Genomic DNA, 17,236 nt, shown 5'->3' with positions numbered 1-17,236 from the left:
ATTGTTAATCATCTAAGTAATTAAACTAAATAAGTATCGTTATGAAACTATATATAAAATCATTAGAAGCATATTTTATACTGATATGCTCTTTCATCACAGTCTGTGCCAGTGCGCAGCAAGATCCGGAGTACACGCAGTATATGTACAATACAATGGCAGTAAATCCAGCTTATGCTGGGTCTACTGGCACATTGGAAGCAACACTTTTGCACCGTTCACAATGGGTTGGAATTTCTGGAGCACCAGAAACACAATCGTTCTCCATTCATTCGCCACTTCGAAATGAGAAAGTGGGTTTAGGACTTAGCGTTGTCAATGACAAAATTGGTCCATCAAATGAACTTTATCTTGACGGAAACTTTTCTTATTCCATTCCACTTGGATATGAAAAAAGATTAGCTTTTGGTTTGAAAGCAGGTATGAGAATGTTAAATGTAGATTGGTCAAAAGGGAGATATTATGATCCAAATGATGTTTTACTAAATCAAAACATTGACAATCAGGCAAAATTAGCCGTTGGAGCCGGAATCTATTATTATACTGATAAATGGTATGTTGGAGCATCAGTTCCAAGTTTCATCCAAAATGATTATTATGATGATGTTCAGGAATCGATTGACTATGATCGTTTGCATTATTATTTCATGGGAGGTTATGTTTTTGATTTGAATCCGAATCTGAAATTTAAACCTGCATTTTTAGTAAAAGCAGTGAGTGGAGCGCCACTTACTGCTGATATATCGGCGAATTTTATGATTGCTGAAAAATTTGTAATTGGTGGTTCGTACAGAACAGATGATTCTGTCAGCATCTTAGCAGGTTTTCAGATTTCTAAAAGTTTTTATGTTGGATACGCTTTTGATTACACCGTTAGTGAATTGAATAAATACAACGACGGATCACACGAAATCATTCTCCGTTATCAGTTCAATAAAGGCGAAAGTAAAATCAAATCTCCTCGATTCTTCTAAATCCAAAACCTATGAAAAAACTATATATCCTAAGTTTAGTCTTGAGCATTACGTTTAGTTTTGCTCAAAAGACTAATTTAAAGAAAGCGGATGCCCTGTTTAGAAATTATGCTTACGCAGATGCGTCAAAGGCATACGAAGAAATTCTTCAAAACAGCAAAAGTCCGTCGACACAAACGTTAAAGAATGCCGCAGATTCATATTATTTTATTTCCGATGAAAGAAATGCCATGAAATGGTATAAAAAACTATATGAAGCGCAAGGCAATAATTTAACCGATATTTACTACTTGCGTTATATCCAGACTTTAAAAGGCGTAAAGGATTACGATCAGGCAGATAAAATGACAAAAGAATATCTGAATAAAAAAGGGGATCAAAATGAAGTGAATAGATATGTTGCTCAGAAAAAACAACTTGATAGTTTGTCTAAAGCAAAATCACTTTACACCATCAAAAATTTGGATATTAATACCAGTAAATCTGATTTTGGAGCTACTTTTTTTCAAGACAAAATTGTATTTACATCTGCCAGAGATACCACAAAATTTAGTGAAAAGCTTTATACTTGGAACAATCAGCCTTTCTTGAATCTGTATTTGGCAGAAAGAAATCAAGCCGATGGGAGTCTGCTTAATGAGAGCTTATTTCTTCCAAATGTAATGACGAAATATCACGAAGCAACCGCTTCTTTTGACGCCAGCGGAAAAACCATTTATTATTCTACAAATATTGTAAAGAAGAACAAATTGGTTATCGATGAAAGCAAAACCAATAATTTTCAAATCGTGAAAGGAAGTATTGTAAACAATAAATTAGAAAATCCGCAACAACTTTTCTTTGACAATAACGATTATTCGGTTGGACATCCTGCACTAAGTGAAGATGGAAAATGGCTTTTCTTTGCTTCTGATATGAAAGGCGGAATTGGTGAAACTGATTTGTATTATGTGAAAATTGCAGATGATGGAACAATGGGTTCTCCGGTAAATCTTGGTCCAAAAATCAACACGCTTGGAAATGAAGTTTTTCCTTATTTCAGAAATGGGAAACTTTATTTTTCTTCTGATGGGCATTACGGTTTGGGAGATTTAGATGTTTACGAAAGCAAACTTTTGCCTGACGGAACTTTCTCCGATCCTGTTAATTTAGGTGAACCAATCAATAGCAATAAAGACGATTTTACTTTTGTAATCGATGGTACAGAAACTTATGGCTATGTTTCATCAAATAGAGAAGGAGGAAAAGGCGACGATGATATTTATTCTTTTGTGAAAGGAAAACCAGTTTGTAATCAAACAATTTCTGGTATGGCCATAGATCGCAAAACAAGATTACCACTTACTGATGTTTCGATTATGGCTTACAATTCATATACCGAAATTCTTGGTGAAACAAAAACAAATTTTGAAGGTAAATACGCCATTGAAGTGCCTTGCGGAAAAATCGTTAAAATGATTGCGGCAAAGCCAAATTATGCCAGTGATGAAAAAACGGTTGAAACAACTAAAGAAAATGGAGGTGAAATCAAAGATGTCAATTTTGAATTGAGTAATTATGATGACTTGGTTGTTAAGAGCAAAGGCGTTGAAAAAGTCGATGTTAAACCAATCTATTTTGATTATGATAAATATGATATTACACCTTTGGCTGTTGAAGAATTGACCAAAGTAGTTTTCATCATGCAGAAGTTTCCAAACATCAGAATTAAGATTGAATCACACACCGATTCTCGTGGAAAAGATTCATATAACTTGAAACTTTCAGACAATAGAGCAAAATCAACACGCGATTATATTATTTCTCAAGGAATTGATGCTTCTCGCATTGAAAGCGCAAAAGGTTATGGAGAAAGCAGATTGATTAACAAATGCAAAAATGGAGTAAAATGTACCGAAGAAGAGCATTTGTTAAATAGACGTTCAGACTTTATCATTATCCAGAAATAGTTTTATATTTACAGGCTAATTATTTGATAATCAGTTATAAAAATATAAAACGAAGAAACCATTTGGAAGTTGGTTTTGTTTAATTCTTTTTTAAGAATAATGGACAAGAAGGAAATCAAGTCACATTGTTTTGTGACTTGATTTTTGATTTTTTAAAACTTTAGTTTTTTGATGCTTTTGAAAAAAAATAATCCTAATTTTGATATTCAGTTATTCAAAATTACAATCTGCATCATTTTAATATCTTATGACAATTCAAGAAAATATTCAAGCTTTACGAGAGGAACTTAACCAGCACAATTACAATTATTATGTGCTTGATAATGCTACAATTTCAGACTATGATTTCGATATTAAATTAAAAGAGCTTCAAGATTTAGAAAACAAACATCCAGAATTTTTTGATGAGCATTCGCCAACGCAACGTGTAGGAGGTGCAATTACCAAAAACTTTAAAACAATTGCGCATCAATATCGCATGTATTCTTTGGATAATTCTTATTCTAAAGAAGATTTATTGGATTGGGAAAACCGTATTCAAAGAGTTTTAGGGAATGTAAAATTGGAATATACTTGCGAATTAAAATATGACGGAGCGTCGATTAGTATTACGTATGAAAACGGGAGATTGGTTCAGGCTTTAACACGTGGAGATGGTTTTCAAGGCGATGAGGTAACGAATAACATCAAAACGATTAAATCGGTGCCGTTGCAGTTGAAAGGAAATTACCCTGAAAAGTTTGATATACGAGGCGAAATAATTCTGCCTTATGCCGGTTTTGAAAAAATGAACCAAGAATTGATTGAAATAGGAGAAACACCTTATTCAAATCCAAGAAATACAGCTTCTGGAAGTTTGAAACTTCAAGATAGTGCTGAGGTTGCGAAGCGTCCGTTAGAATGCCTTTTGTATTTTGTTACCGGAAATAATTTGCCTTTTTCTTCTCAATATCAAGGATTGGAATCGGCTAGAAGTTGGGGCTTTAAAGTTCCAACAGAAGCAAAATTAGTAGGCAGTATGAATGAAGTTTTTGATTTCATTGATTATTGGGATACCCACAGACATAATTTGCCCTATGAGACAGATGGTGTGGTAGTTAAGGTAAACAGTATTCAGCATCAGGAAGAATTGGGCTATACTGCAAAATCACCACGATGGGCGATAGCCTATAAATTTAAGGCTGAACAAGTTTCGACTAAATTAAATTCAATTTCATATCAGGTTGGACGAACAGGAGCGATTACACCAGTGGCAAATTTAGCCCCAGTTCAATTGGCTGGAACTATTGTAAAAAGAGCTTCATTGCATAATGCAGACCAAATTGAGAAATTAGATATTAGAATAAATGATACTGTTTTTGTTGAAAAAGGAGGAGAAATCATCCCAAAGATTATTGCAGTTGATTTAGATAAACGCCCAGAAGATTCAGAGAAAACGCATTATATTACACATTGTCCAGAATGTCAGACTGAATTGGTTAGAAACGAAGGCGAAGCAAACCATTATTGTCCAAATTTCTACGGATGTCCTCCTCAGATTATTGGGCGCGTGCAACATTATATTTCAAGAAAAGCAATGGATATTGAAGGTCTTGGAGGTGAAACAGTTGCTTTGCTTTTCAAAAACAATTTAGTACACAATTACGCCGATTTGTATGAATTGAAAGTGGAAGATATTTTGCATCTGGAAAGAATGGCGCAAAAATCGGCAGAGAATTTAGTGAATGGAGTAGAGAAATCTAAGGAAATTCCGTTTGAAAGCGTTCTTTTTGCTCTAGGAATTAGATTTGTAGGGGAGACTGTTGCCAAAAAATTAGCAAAACATTATAAAAACATCGATGCTTTAGCCCAGGCTTCATTAATGGATTTGATTTTGGTCGATGAAATTGGTGAACGAATTGCCAAAAGCGTAATCGAATTTTTTGAAAATGAAGAAAATAAAAAAATAATCGAACGTTTAAAAAGTTATGGCGTTCAGTTTGAAATAATAGAAAAAATTAACCCCAACGCTACAGAAAAATTCATCGGAAAAACATTTGTTGTTTCAGGTGTGTTCACACAGTTTTCAAGAGATGAATTGAAAAAAACAATCGAAGATAATGGTGGAAAGGTAGGAAGCTCAATTTCGGCCAAAACTGATTTTGTCGTTGCGGGCGATAATATGGGACCGGCAAAATTGGAAAAAGCCAATAAATTAAATATTCCTATATTGTCTGAGGAAGATTTTATAACGAAACTAAATGAAAGCGAATAAACCGTCTTTGATTTTATTCTTTGTAGCCTTATTGTTTACAATAATATTGGACTGCACGCAACAGGATATTTTGGCAATTTATGCCAAAGCTGTTGTTTTGCCTGCCATTTTTTTCTATTTCATTATCAGCAGTGATTTTAAAATTGGAAAAACCGAAGGTGTGATTTTTTTCTTTTGCTTCGTAGGGCAGGTTTTTGATCTGATGGATATTGAAATATCAGAACTTGGTGGAGTAATAAGCTTTTTAATCGTGTATTTATTGATTTTAAAGCTTTTTATAATAGACCACGAAAGAATAAAGTTAAAAAGAAAAGATATTCTTCCCGTTTCAATCGTGGTCATATTTCTTGTCTATTTGCTGGTTTCTGTATTAAGTCTTCAACTTGACAACATGAAAAGATTTAATCTGCTTTACACTTTTTACGGAATCGTTTTAAGTGTTTTAAGCTATTATTCATTTGTCACTTATATTACAAAAGGAACACATTTAGCACTTTTGATGTCTTTAATGGCTATAAGCTATATTTTTTCCGACATCTTTTATATTTTCAATCAGTATTTTTCGTATTCGGTTGTTTTAGTTCTCATTCGTGATGTAACACAAATTTTGGGATACTATTTTATGGTCGAATACTTTCTTGAAAAAACAAGGATCCAAAAGAAAATGTTATACAATAATTGATTTTCCTTGGTTTGTATGATTCTTGTTTTTGTCAAAATAAAAATCAATTCGGCCTAAATTAATTCCGTAACAACCTACCTGATTCACCAATACATTTTCACCAGCTTTATTTTTTACAATTGTTGGCTTGTCAAGAAAAGTATGTGTGTGACCACCAATGATTAAGTCAATATCTTGAGTTAATTCAGCTAATTTCAAATCACAAATTTTCTTTTCGTCGTCTCGGTAATTATAGCCAAGGTGTGAAAGGCAAATAACCAAATCACATTTTTCTTGTTTTTTCAATAATTGCGTCATGTCTTGAGCAATTTCTACGGGATCATTATAAACGGTTTCTTGGTACATTTTTTTGTCAACCAAACCATCAAGTTCAATTCCTAACCCAAAAACACCCACTTTGATTCCGCTTTTATTGAAAATTTTATAAGGCTTTACAAGTCCGTTCATGACTGTGTTTTTAAAGTCATAATTAGAATTGATGAATTCGAATTTGGCTTGAGGCATTTGGGCATATAAACCATCTAAACCATTGTCAAAATCGTGGTTTCCAATTGTAGAAGCATCATATTTCATCATGCTCATCAATTTGAATTCCAATTCTCCTCCGTAGTAATTAAAATAAGGAGTTCCTTGAAAAATATCTCCAGCGTCTAGTAAAAGCACATTTGGATTTTCCTTACGAATGCTTTCAATCAATGCAGCACGACGAGATACACCGCCTTTGTTTGCATTTCTCGGATCATCTGCAGGAAAAGGATCAATATGACTATGAACATCATTAGTATGTAAAATAGTCAGGTGCTTAATATCGTCAGATTCAAAACTGCTTAATGATAATCCCAAACCTAACAAAGTAGTACCTGCAGCAGTTTTTTGGATAAATTCTCTTCTTTTCATGGAGTATATTATTTTGCGCGAGCGCGTGTAATTTTAATTTTTTCTTGAAATATTATTCTTCAGTAATTCTGATATCTCTCGGTGCCGGAACCGTATCAACTTCTTTAAAATAATCAATCAATACATCTCGAAGTTTATAGTTCAAATCAAATTTTTGAACACCTTTAGCAAAAAAAGTCATACTGTCTCCGCCATTTGCCAAATAATCATTTGTTGCAACATAATAAATTTTGTTGAGGTCAAGCGGTTTTCCTTGAATTTGGATATTTTTTGCTGTATTATTTTTAGCAATTGTAAAAGTCATTCCAGACAATGGTTGCGGTTTTTTCTCTTTAATGATATAAGCCGCAATATCTTCAATTTGTTGTCCTTTTAAAGCAATAACAACTAAATTGTTTTCAAATGGCATAATTTCAAAAGCAGTTCTGGTCGTCACATTTCCTTTTGGAAGAATAGCACGAATCCCACCGTGATTTAAAAGACATAGATCAATGGTTTTATTTTCACGTTTTTTGAAAACCAAGTTTCCTCTTTGAACACAAACATCAGCCATAAGACACCCAATTGTTGTCTGCCATTTTCCGGTGCTTTTGTCTAAAGTTTCTGGACAATAAGCTAAAACGCTATCTAGATCTTTATTGATGTGATCACGATAAGGTTTGATAAAATTTTCAATTTCTGGAGTTTGACCTCCTTTTTCAGTGATCGGAATTTGTTTTCCTTCGATCTTGGTTAGGTTGTAGTTTTTAGGGCTACAGGAGAAAATAAAAAAAAGTGTTAAGAATATAACAAAAAGTTTTAAAAATACGTTATACTTTTTTAGTTTTACCATCTTAAATGCGACTTAAATAATTAATTTTGTAATCTGGTAAAAATACTATGTTTTTAAATTATATAAAGGAATTATTTGTAAAAAAATCATTAAAAAATAGCCTGAATGATAATATCGAAAACGAAGTCTTTACTAGCAACATACAAACAATTGGTTTATTGATAGATGAAAGCAAGTTTGACAAATCGGAAGAATTGATAAATGAGCTAGTTCAGAACGGAATTGCTGTCAAAAACATAAAAGTTGTCGTTTATAAAGATAAATTTGAGAAGAAAAAAACGTATTCGAAACCTACTTTTGGTGAAAAACAAATCAATTGGAGGGGAGAATTTTCAGAATCTTTTTTAATTGAATTTATAGAAACAAAATTTGATCTCTTGATTAGTTATTACGAAATTGAAAAAACGATTTTGATGATGATGACCAGCAGATCAAAAGCAAAATTTAAAATCGGATTTTCATCGGTGGATCAAAAATTAAATCGATGGATGATAAATACAGGAATTGAAAATTACAAAGTGTTTGTTTCCGAGTTGTTTAGGTATTTAAAAAGTATAAAATAAATTTAATCAAAATATGCAATCATTAATAGGAACTGGTGTTGCGCTTGTAACTCCATTTAAAAAAGACTTTTCAGTTGATATCGAAGCTTTGCAGCGTATCGTTAATTTTTCGATTGACGGAGGAGTTGAATATCTTGTAGTTATGGGTACAACAGCAGAAAATGCTACTTTGACTCAAGACGAAAAGGAGTTGGTTATCAATACAGTAATCGACGTAAATAAAGGGAGATTACCTCTAGTTCTGGGAGTAGGAGGAAACAATACAATGCAGATTGTTGAAGAATTGAAAACAAGAGATTTTTCAGCTTTTGAAGCTATTCTTTCTGTCTCACCTTATTATAATAAACCAACTCAAGAAGGAATTTATCAGCATTTTAAAGCAATTGCTGAAGCTTCGCCAATTCCTGTAATCCTATATAATGTGCCAGGAAGAACTTCAAGCAATATGTTGCCTTCAACTGTGGTGCGCTTGGCAAACGATTTTAAAAATGTTGTTGCAATAAAAGAAGCTGCTGGAGATATGGCTCAAGCCATGCAGATTATTAAAAATGCTCCTAAAGATTTCTTAGTGATTTCAGGAGATGATATGTTGGCGCTTCCAATTGTTTTAGCTGGTGGAGCAGGAGTAATTTCGGTAATTGGACAAGGTTTTCCTAAAGAATTCTCAGAAATGATTCGTTTAGGACTGAATAAAAAAGCTGTCGACGCGTTTAAAACACATTATTTTTTGTCAGACAGTATTGATATGATTTTCGAACAAGGAAATCCTGCAGGAATCAAACAAATCTTCCAAGCTCTTGGAATTGCTGACAATACGGTGCGTTTGCCTTTAGTTCCAGTTGATGAATCATTGGCGACAAGATTGAATAATTTTGTAAAAAGCAGTATTAAAGCAGAGTAAGTCTGACGGTATTTTATTATACAAAAAAAATATTTTGCAGTAGCTAAATTAATAACTAAATTTGCCACCGGAACTTCGGTGCGATTTTGCTTTGGCACAATGTCTAAGAAATCATAATATAAAGTAAGAAAATGAAAAAAATCGTATCTCTATTAATTGTTGTTGCTCTTTTTTGTTCATGTAGTGATTACCAAAAGGTATTAAAAAATGAGGATGTTGCGGCAAAATTTGAAATGGCGACAAAAATGTATGATGCGGGCAAATATTCAAAAGCGATTCGTCTTTTTGAACAATTAGCACCTTCGTATAGAGGAAAACCTCAGGCTGAAAAATTGTTTTATATGTTTTCACAATCTTACTATAAAACACATCAGTATTATTTAGCTGGATATCAATTTGAAAGCTTTGTTTCAGGTTATCCACGAAGTGAAAAAGTACAAGAAGCGGCATTTTTGGGTGCATACAGTTATTCAAAATTAGCTCCGGTTTATAGTTTAGATCAGGCAGATACGGTAAAAGCTTTGGAAAAATTACAAGCTTTTATTGATAATTATCCTAATTCTGAATACATTGCTCAGGCTAATGAAGCTGTGAAGATTTTAAATGGAAAATTAGAGAAAAAAGCATACGAAAACGCTAAAGGATACAATACGATTTCTGATTATAAATCAGCTTTAGTGGCATTTGATAATTTTATTGCTGATTTTCCTGGAACATCTCTTAAAGAAGATGCTTTGTTCTACAAATACGATTCAGCATATCAATTGGCGATAAACAGTATTCCTCAAAAAATGGAAGAGCGTTTAAATGTTGCAAAAGTGGCGTATAATAACTTGATTAAGTTTAAAAGCGATACAAAATATAAAAAACAGGCAGACGAAATGTATGCCCGAGTGGAAACAGATTTACAAAAATTTATTAAATAAAATAAAGTCATGGATTTAAAAAAGACGAATGCTCCTGTAAACACAATAACTTACAATAAAACAGTTATTGAAGAGCCAACAGGAAATGTGTATGAAGCAATTACCATTATGGCTAAAAGAGCAAATCAGATTAATTCTGAAATCAAAAAAGAATTAACTGAGAAATTAGAAGAGTTTGCGACTTACAATGACAGTCTTGAAGAAGTTTTTGAAAATAAAGAGCAAATTGAAGTTTCTAAATTTTACGAAAAATTACCAAAACCACACGCTTTAGCTGTTCAAGAATGGTTAGACGGTAAAACTTACCACAGAAGTTCAAACAAATAATATAGTATAATGTCAGTTTTAAACGGGAAAAAAATTCTGCTAGGAGTTTCTGGTGGAATTGCAGCCTATAAAACAGCCTCATTAGTACGACTTTTTATAAAAGCAGGTGCACATGTCCAAGTGATCATGACACCTGCTTCTAAGGATTTTGTAACTCCATTAACGTTATCTACGTTATCAAAAAATCCTGTACACTCAAGTTTCTTTAATGAAGATGATCAAGACGCGGTCTGGAACAACCATGTTGATTTGGCGCTTTGGGCTGATTTCATGTTGATTGCTCCGGCGACAGCTAACACGTTGTCTAAAATGGCAACAGGAAATTGTGATAATCTTTTAATTGCTACTTATTTATCGGCTAAATGTCCTGTTTATTTTGCTCCGGCAATGGATCTGGATATGTATAAACACCCTTCGACTTTATCTAGTTTTGCTGCTTTAAAGCAATTCGGGAATATTATGATTCCTGCCGAAAGTGGCGAATTAGCTAGTGGATTGTCTGGAGAAGGCCGAATGGCTGAACCTGAGAACATTATAACTTTTCTTGAAGCCGATTTAGAAAGCAAACTTCCATTAGTAGGAAAAAAAATACTAATAACTGCTGGTCCCACATACGAAGCGATAGACCCTGTACGTTTTATAGGAAATCATTCATCTGGAAAGATGGGTTTTGATATCGCAAATGAAGCAGCAAAATTAGGTGCACAAGTAATTCTAATTGCTGGTCCAACTCATTTTAAGGCAAAAAACAGTTCGATTGAGGTTGTAAATGTAGTTTCAGCACAAGACATGTATGATGCTTGTCATTTGCATTATAATGATGTAGATGTGGCAATCGCGGCGGCGGCGGTGGCAGATTACAGGCCGAAAGTTGTGGCTACGCAGAAAATCAAAAAAGAAGCTGAAGAATTTTCAATTGAACTTGAAAAAACAAAAGATATTTTAGCATCGTTGGGGGCTATAAAAAAAGACCAGTTTTTAATTGGATTTGCTTTAGAGACTCAAAATGAAATTGAAAATGCTAAGCTGAAAATTCAGAAAAAAAACTTAGATTTGATTGTTCTTAATTCCTTGCAGGATGAAGGTGCAGGTTTTAAAAAAGAAACCAATAAAGTTACTTTTATTGATAAAAATTTTAAAATCGAACCAATGGAATTAAAATCAAAAGAGTCTGTTGCTGTTGATATTTTAAGCAAAGTGATTTTGCATTTTTCGAAATAATAACTTTTTTAAAGTTTAAAATAGAGTATCAACATCAATTTTACATCAACACAAATCTTTTCTTTATGAATAAAGCAGTTACATTTTTAATGTTTTTATTTTTTGGCTTTACTCAGGCGCAACAATTAAACTGTATTGTTACTATTAATACAGAAAGATTGCCAAATCCCAATCAGCAAGTTTTTAAAACGCTTCAGGCTTCATTGTCTGAATTTGTAAATAAAACAGATTGGACTGGGTCAGTTTTAAAGCACAATGAACGAATTAACTGCTCAATGTACATTACATTGTCTTCAAACAGTTCTGACCAGTTTTCAGGAACAATTCAAGTGCAATCATCACGATTGATATTCAATTCAACATATTCTTCTCCTGTCTTAAATTATAATGATAAAGATTTTAATTTCAAGTACACAGAGTATGAACCTTTGCTGTTTAATCCAACCACTTTTGAATCAAATCTAGTTTCTGTTATTTCGTTTTATTGTTATATGATTTTAGGAATGGATGCCGATACGTTTCAAGTAGGGGCTGGAAATCAATATCTTCAAATGGCGCAGAATATTGCAAATGTTGCACAGCAAGGCGGTTCAAAAGGATGGAGCCAGGCAGACGGTATTCAAAATCGTTACTATTTGATTACAGATATGATTTCGCCAATGTATAGTGATCTTCGCCAAGTAACTTATATGTATCATACAGGTCTGGATAAAATGAGTGACGATTTGAAAGGTTCTAAGGAAAGAATTAAAGCGGCATTGCTGTTGATAGGGAAATTTAATACGGTCAAGCCTAATGCTTTTTTAACGCGAGTCTTTTTTGATGCAAAATCAGATGAGATAACTTCGATTTTTTCTGGCGGTCCAAGTGTTTCTGTTTCAGACTTAACTGATGTGCTGAATAAAGTTTCGCCATTGAATAGTACAAAATGGGCGCAAATTAAGTTCTAGTTGATTTTTTAGTCTTATTTTTACGTTCGCCATTAACTAATATCCTCAAATTTATTTTATGATTACTTCGCTGTCGATTAAAAATTATGCTTTGATTGAAAAACTTTCTATTGATTTTTCAAAAGGATTTTCAATAATTACAGGTGAAACTGGAGCTGGTAAATCGATTATTTTAGGCGCTTTAGGATTAGTTTTAGGGAAAAGAGCCGATTTGACTTCTCTAAAAAATAAAGAAGAAAAATGCGTGATCGAAGCGCAGTTTGAAATTGGAAAATATAACTTAAAAGAGTTTTTTGAAGCAAATGATTTGGATTATGAGGATGAAACCATTATCCGAAGAGAAATTTTGCCTTCAGGAAAATCACGTGCTTTTATAAACGACAGTCCAGTAAATCTGCAGGAATTGCAGGATTTAAGTTTGTTTTTGATTGATATTCATTCGCAGCAACAAACTCAGGAATTGTCTGATGAAAGCGTTCAGTTTAAGATAATTGATGCTATTGCAAATAATGGAGAAGTTATTTTAGGCTATCAAAAGTTATTAAAGACATATAAATCAGATAAGTCGAAACTTAATGCTTTGCTGAAAAAACAGAGCGATTCAGGAAAAGAACAAGAATACAATACATTTTTATTGAATGAATTGGTTTCGGCAAAATTAAAATCGGGAGAACAAGAAGAGCTTGAGTCTGATTTTGAAAAACTGAATAATATTGAAACGATAAAAGAATCGTTAGATAAATCTTTGACAATTGCCAATGAAGAGCAATTTGGGGTTTTGCATAGTTTAAATGAAGTGAAAACGGCGCTTCAAAAAATTGCTCCTTTTTCTGCAGAATATCAAGCTTTGTCTGAAAGAATTGTTAGTTTGACAATTGAATTTGATGATGTTTCGAAAGAACTTCAAAATTGTTCAGAAAAACTGCTGAATGATCCTGCACAATTGGAAATGATCAGCCAAAAATTACAACTGATTTATAATCTTCAAAAGAAACACCAGGTTTCTACAGTTGACGAATTGATCCAAATTGAAGCTGAATTGAGTAATACAGTTTTAGAATTAGGAAATATTGAAGAAGAAATCGCTTCATTGAACAAAGTTATTGATCAGAAAATAATTGAATTGGATGCATTTTCTGCATCTATTCATCAAAATCGTTTGAATGCAATTCCTGTTTTATCTAATAAACTAATAACGATTTTAGAAACTTTGGGAATGCCAAATGTGCGTTTCAATATCGAACTTTTACCATCTGAAACCTATTTTTCAAATGGAAAAGACGAATTGCAATTTTTGTTTTCGGCAAATAAAGGAACCGACTTTGGGTTGCTTAAAAAAGTAGCGTCAGGTGGAGAAATGTCTCGTATTATGTTGGCTGTAAAAGCTATTTTGGCGCAATATTCAAAACTTCCAACTTTGATTTTTGATGAAATCGACACCGGTGTTTCTGGTGAAATTGCCATAAGAATGGGCGAAATCATGAAAGAAATGAGTACAGCAATGCAAATTTTTGCTATTACACATTTACCGCAGATTGCGGCAAAAGGAGATTCGCACTTTAAAGTTTTCAAATCAACAATTGATGACGATACGCAATCAGAATTAAAGCTTTTGTCTCAGGACGAAAGAGTTATCGAAATCGCTCAAATGTTATCTGGAGCCGTGGTCTCTGATTCGGCTTTAAATCATGCTAAAGCCTTGTTGAACTAAAGAAATACTTTATATTTGTCATCTAAAAACGAATTAAACAAAGCTAAATAAGTTAATTAATCGTCTGAATTGAGGATTGCTATATTAACGAATAAACAAGAAAATATGATTATAGAACCTAGAATGAGAGGCTTTATTTGCTTGACAGCCCACCCAAGGGGAGCCGAGCAAAATGTTAAAAATCAAATAGAATATGTAAAATCAAAAGGAGCAATTGCTGGTGCTAAAAAAGTATTGGTTATTGGAGCTTCAACAGGTTTTGGATTGGCTTCAAGAATTACAAGTGCTTTTGGATCTGATGCATCAACAATTGGAGTGTTTTTTGAAAAACCACCAGTTGAAGGAAAAACAGCTTCTCCAGGATGGTATAATTCTGCTGCTTTTGAAACAGAAGCTCATAAAGCGGGTCTATATGCAAAAAGCATCAACGGAGATGCGTTTTCAAATGAAATTAAAAGAGAAACTCTTGATTTGATCAAAGCCGATTTAGGTCAAGTAGATCTTGTAATTTACAGCTTGGCTTCTCCAGTGCGCACAAATCCTAATACAGGCGTAACGCATCGTTCGGTTTTGAAACCAATCGGGCAAACTTTTACCAATAAAACAGTTGATTTCCATACAGGAAAAGTTTCTGAGGTTTCAATCGCACCAGCAAATGAAGAAGATATTGAGAACACAGTCGCTGTTATGGGCGGTGAAGACTGGGCAATGTGGATTGACGCTTTAAAAGCTGAAAATTTATTAGCTGAAGGCGCTGTTACAGTTGCTTATTCATATATCGGGCCTGGATTGACGGAAGCAGTTTACCGTAAAGGTACAATTGGCCGTGCAAAAGATCACTTAGAAGCTACAGCGTTTACTATTTCTGATAGTTTGCAGTCTATTGGTGGAAAAGCTTATGTTTCGGTAAACAAAGCATTGGTAACTCAAGCAAGTTCTGCAATTCCAGTAATTCCGTTGTATATTTCTCTTCTTTACAAAATCATGAAAGAAGAAGGAATCCACGAAGGTTGTATCGAGCAAATTCAACGTTTATTCCAAGACAGATTATACAATGGTTCTGAAGTTCCTGTTGATGAAAAAGGAAGAATCAGAATTGATGATTGGGAAATGAGAGATGATGTTCAAGATAAAGTGGCTAAACTTTGGCTAGAAGCGACAACTGAAAGCTTGCCAGAAATTGGAGATTTAGCTGGATACAGAAATGATTTCTTAAACTTATTCGGATTTGAATTTGCTGGAGTTGATTATCAAGCTGAGGCAAACGAAATGGTTGATATTGAAAGTATCAAATAAGAATATTGAAAAATATAAAATGAAAAACCATCAACCAAAAGTTGATGGTTTTTTTATGAATATAGTCTATCTTTGTTAAAATTTTGAATTATAAAAAAATTGCCATTCTAATACCGCATATCCTGTTATGATTTTTTCTTTAATTATACCCGTGTATAATCGTCCAGATGAAGTTGATGAACTTTTAGAAAGTCTTGCAAAATCTGATTATAATGAACCTTTTGAAATTGTGCTTGTTGAAGACGGCTCTTCGATTCCGTGCAAGGATGTAGTGATGACGTATGAAGGAAAACTGAATATTTCCTATTATTTTAAAGAAAATTCAGGGCCGGGAGATTCAAGAAATTTTGGAATGCAGAAAGCTAGAGGCGACTATTTCATCATTTTTGATTCCGATTGTATTATTCCGCCAAATTATTTGACGGAGGTTAGAAAAGCATTAAACGAAAAATATGTAGATTGTTTTGGGGGTCCAGATAAGGCTTTGGACAGCTTTTCGAGCATTCAGAAAGCGATTAATTTTGCCATGACATCATTTTTGACAACTGGCGGTATTCGTGGCGGTTCTGAAAAAATCAGCAAATTTCAGCCAAGAAGCTTCAATATGGGAATTTCAAAAAAAGCATTTCTGGTATCAAAAGGTTTTGGCAATATTCATCCAGGAGAAGATCCTGATTTGTCAATTCGTTTATGGAATTTAGGTTTTGAAACCAGATTGTTTTCAGAAGCATACGTATATCACAAACGCCGAATTGATTGGGAGAAGTTTTCTATTCAGGTTCATAAATTCGGAATCGCTAGGCCAATATTAAATAGCTGGTACCCAGAGCATAATAAATTGACTTTTTTCTTTCCGACATTCTTCTTATTCGGATTATTATTAGCTTTTTTATTGTTAATTTTCAATATTGATATTTTATTACAATTATATTTCGTATATTTCGTTATTATTTTTCTTACAGCAAGCATTCAGAATAAAAGCATCAAAATTGGATATCTTTCTGTAATAGCAGTTTGGAAACAATTTTATGGCTACGGGACAGGATTTTTGGAATCATTTGTAAAAGTCATTCTCTTGAAAAAGAAGCCACAAGAAGCCTTTCCGAAAATGTTTTTTAAATTATAAAATGACAAAAGTTATTGGCTTGACAGGCGGAATAGGAAGTGGCAAAACAACTATTGCTAACTATTTCAATGAAATGGGAGTTCCTGTTTATATTGCCGATGATGGTGCAAGGGCAGTAATGCAGTCTGAAGATGTCATCGAAAAAGTTAAAGCGACATTTGGAGCATCTCTTTTTGAAAACAATGTTTTAAACAGAGCAAAACTTGCAGATGTTGTATTTAATAATTCAGAAAAGCTCGCACAGCTTAATGCTATAGTTCATCCTGCAGTAAAAAAGGATTTTGAGGCATGGCTTTTGCGGTATAAAAATGAAGAATATGTAATTTATGAGGCTGCAATATTATTTGAAAGTGGCCGATATAAGGATTGTGATTTTATAATTACGGTTACCGCCCCCGAAGAAGTAAGAATTGAAAGAGTCTTAAAACGAGATAATACCACACGAGAACAAGTTTTAAGCAGAATGCAAATGCAATGGAAAGATGAAGATCGCATTTCCAAGAGTAATTTTGTTATTAATAACGTAAATCTTAAAATTGCTAGAGAAGAAGTTGTTAAAATTCTTAAAATTTTAAATATAAAACAAAATCAGTCTTAAATGTTAATATTTGGTTAATGTATTATTTA

At 33.2% G+C, this 17,236-nt stretch carries 16 protein-coding genes; 14 read left to right on the top strand and 2 right to left on the bottom strand.

The window, feature by feature from the left end; genetic code table 11:
* Positions 1–41: 41 nt before the first annotated feature.
* From AAYQ19_RS01920 to AAYQ19_RS01905, 4 genes are all read left to right on the top strand, one after another.
* On the top strand, positions 42–974 hold the full coding sequence (locus AAYQ19_RS01920; protein ID WP_343533271.1) for a PorP/SprF family type IX secretion system membrane protein: 933 nt from the start codon (positions 42–44) through the stop codon (positions 972–974).
* Between the two features lie 11 nt (positions 975–985).
* A complete protein-coding gene (locus tag AAYQ19_RS01915) occupies positions 986–2,923 on the top strand; it encodes an OmpA family protein (RefSeq protein ID WP_343533269.1) in 1,938 nt (645 codons plus the stop codon).
* A 247-nt stretch (positions 2,924–3,170) separates the two neighbouring features.
* On the top strand, positions 3,171–5,177 hold the full coding sequence (gene ligA, locus AAYQ19_RS01910) for an NAD-dependent DNA ligase LigA (RefSeq protein ID WP_343533267.1): 2,007 nt from the start codon (positions 3,171–3,173) through the stop codon (positions 5,175–5,177).
* Positions 5,164–5,859, top strand: a complete 696-nt coding sequence (locus AAYQ19_RS01905) for a hypothetical protein (protein ID WP_343533265.1) — start codon at positions 5,164–5,166, stop codon at positions 5,857–5,859. The genes ligA and AAYQ19_RS01905 overlap by 14 nt, the downstream gene beginning before the upstream one ends.
* On the opposite strand, the gene AAYQ19_RS01900 is transcribed toward AAYQ19_RS01905, so the two are convergent.
* Together AAYQ19_RS01900 and AAYQ19_RS01895 are read right to left on the bottom strand one after the other, a co-directional pair.
* Positions 5,845–6,756, bottom strand: coding sequence for a bifunctional metallophosphatase/5'-nucleotidase (locus AAYQ19_RS01900; RefSeq protein ID WP_343533263.1), 912 nt, complete (start codon positions 6,754–6,756; stop codon positions 5,845–5,847). The genes AAYQ19_RS01905 and AAYQ19_RS01900 overlap by 15 nt on opposite strands.
* Positions 6,757–6,808: 52 nt before the next feature.
* A complete protein-coding gene (locus AAYQ19_RS01895) occupies positions 6,809–7,588 on the bottom strand; it encodes a 5'-nucleotidase C-terminal domain-containing protein (protein ID WP_343533262.1) in 780 nt (259 codons plus the stop codon).
* 47 nt (positions 7,589–7,635) lie between these two features.
* Between AAYQ19_RS01895 and AAYQ19_RS01890 the strand changes: the two genes are divergently transcribed.
* From AAYQ19_RS01890 to coaE, 10 genes are all read left to right on the top strand, one after another.
* Positions 7,636–8,151: a DUF6913 domain-containing protein gene (locus tag AAYQ19_RS01890; protein ID WP_343533261.1), complete on the top strand. Its 516-nt coding sequence runs from the start codon at positions 7,636–7,638 to the stop codon at positions 8,149–8,151.
* A gap of 13 nt (positions 8,152–8,164) precedes the next feature.
* The gene (dapA, locus tag AAYQ19_RS01885; protein ID WP_343533259.1) at positions 8,165–9,052 is read left to right on the top strand and encodes a 4-hydroxy-tetrahydrodipicolinate synthase; all 888 of its coding nucleotides are present in this window, start codon (positions 8,165–8,167) and stop codon (positions 9,050–9,052) included.
* 131 nt (positions 9,053–9,183) lie between these two features.
* Positions 9,184–9,978 carry an outer membrane protein assembly factor BamD gene (locus AAYQ19_RS01880; RefSeq protein ID WP_343533257.1) on the top strand — a complete coding sequence of 265 codons (795 nt, stop codon included), beginning with the start codon at positions 9,184–9,186 and terminating at the stop codon, positions 9,976–9,978.
* A gap of 9 nt (positions 9,979–9,987) precedes the next feature.
* The gene (locus tag AAYQ19_RS01875) at positions 9,988–10,305 is read left to right on the top strand and encodes a DNA-directed RNA polymerase subunit omega (protein ID WP_008463064.1); all 318 of its coding nucleotides are present in this window, start codon (positions 9,988–9,990) and stop codon (positions 10,303–10,305) included.
* A 9-nt stretch (positions 10,306–10,314) separates the two neighbouring features.
* Entirely contained in the window at positions 10,315–11,526 is a 1,212-nt protein-coding gene (gene coaBC / locus AAYQ19_RS01870) for a bifunctional phosphopantothenoylcysteine decarboxylase/phosphopantothenate--cysteine ligase CoaBC (RefSeq protein WP_343533255.1), read from the top strand.
* A 65-nt stretch (positions 11,527–11,591) separates the two neighbouring features.
* Positions 11,592–12,476: a type IX secretion system protein PorD gene (porD, locus tag AAYQ19_RS01865; RefSeq protein ID WP_343533253.1), complete on the top strand. Its 885-nt coding sequence runs from the start codon at positions 11,592–11,594 to the stop codon at positions 12,474–12,476.
* A gap of 58 nt (positions 12,477–12,534) precedes the next feature.
* Complete coding sequence (gene recN / locus AAYQ19_RS01860) at positions 12,535–14,187, top strand: DNA repair protein RecN (RefSeq protein ID WP_343533251.1); 1,653 nt, start codon at positions 12,535–12,537, stop codon at positions 14,185–14,187.
* Between the two features lie 105 nt (positions 14,188–14,292).
* Positions 14,293–15,483 carry an enoyl-ACP reductase FabV gene (gene fabV, locus AAYQ19_RS01855; RefSeq protein WP_343533249.1) on the top strand — a complete coding sequence of 397 codons (1,191 nt, stop codon included), beginning with the start codon at positions 14,293–14,295 and terminating at the stop codon, positions 15,481–15,483.
* Between the two features lie 127 nt (positions 15,484–15,610).
* Entirely contained in the window at positions 15,611–16,609 is a 999-nt protein-coding gene (locus AAYQ19_RS01850) for a glycosyltransferase family 2 protein (RefSeq protein ID WP_343533247.1), read from the top strand.
* A 1-nt stretch (position 16,610) separates the two neighbouring features.
* The gene (gene coaE / locus AAYQ19_RS01845; protein ID WP_343533245.1) at positions 16,611–17,207 is read left to right on the top strand and encodes a dephospho-CoA kinase; all 597 of its coding nucleotides are present in this window, start codon (positions 16,611–16,613) and stop codon (positions 17,205–17,207) included.
* The last annotated feature ends 29 nt before the right edge of the window (positions 17,208–17,236 follow it).

The sequence above is a fragment of the Flavobacterium mesophilum genome (assembly GCF_039581405.1).
GTDB lineage: Bacteria > Bacteroidota > Bacteroidia > Flavobacteriales > Flavobacteriaceae > Flavobacterium.
This window is presented reverse-complemented; position numbering and strand designations above follow the sequence as displayed.

Coding starts and splice junctions, on each gene's coding strand:
- AAYQ19_RS01920 (WP_343533271.1), top strand. CDS start 42: ATGAAACTATATATAAAATCATTAGAAGCATATTTTATACTGATATGC.
- AAYQ19_RS01915 (WP_343533269.1), top strand. CDS start 986: ATGAAAAAACTATATATCCTAAGTTTAGTCTTGAGCATTACGTTTAGT.
- ligA (WP_343533267.1), top strand. CDS start 3,171: ATGACAATTCAAGAAAATATTCAAGCTTTACGAGAGGAACTTAACCAG.
- AAYQ19_RS01905 (WP_343533265.1), top strand. CDS start 5,164: ATGAAAGCGAATAAACCGTCTTTGATTTTATTCTTTGTAGCCTTATTG.
- AAYQ19_RS01900 (WP_343533263.1), bottom strand. CDS start 6,756: ATGAAAAGAAGAGAATTTATCCAAAAAACTGCTGCAGGTACTACTTTG.
- AAYQ19_RS01895 (WP_343533262.1), bottom strand. CDS start 7,588: ATGGTAAAACTAAAAAAGTATAACGTATTTTTAAAACTTTTTGTTATA.
- AAYQ19_RS01890 (WP_343533261.1), top strand. CDS start 7,636: ATGTTTTTAAATTATATAAAGGAATTATTTGTAAAAAAATCATTAAAA.
- dapA (WP_343533259.1), top strand. CDS start 8,165: ATGCAATCATTAATAGGAACTGGTGTTGCGCTTGTAACTCCATTTAAA.
- AAYQ19_RS01880 (WP_343533257.1), top strand. CDS start 9,184: ATGAAAAAAATCGTATCTCTATTAATTGTTGTTGCTCTTTTTTGTTCA.
- AAYQ19_RS01875 (WP_008463064.1), top strand. CDS start 9,988: ATGGATTTAAAAAAGACGAATGCTCCTGTAAACACAATAACTTACAAT.
- coaBC (WP_343533255.1), top strand. CDS start 10,315: ATGTCAGTTTTAAACGGGAAAAAAATTCTGCTAGGAGTTTCTGGTGGA.
- porD (WP_343533253.1), top strand. CDS start 11,592: ATGAATAAAGCAGTTACATTTTTAATGTTTTTATTTTTTGGCTTTACT.
- recN (WP_343533251.1), top strand. CDS start 12,535: ATGATTACTTCGCTGTCGATTAAAAATTATGCTTTGATTGAAAAACTT.
- fabV (WP_343533249.1), top strand. CDS start 14,293: ATGATTATAGAACCTAGAATGAGAGGCTTTATTTGCTTGACAGCCCAC.
- AAYQ19_RS01850 (WP_343533247.1), top strand. CDS start 15,611: ATGATTTTTTCTTTAATTATACCCGTGTATAATCGTCCAGATGAAGTT.
- coaE (WP_343533245.1), top strand. CDS start 16,611: ATGACAAAAGTTATTGGCTTGACAGGCGGAATAGGAAGTGGCAAAACA.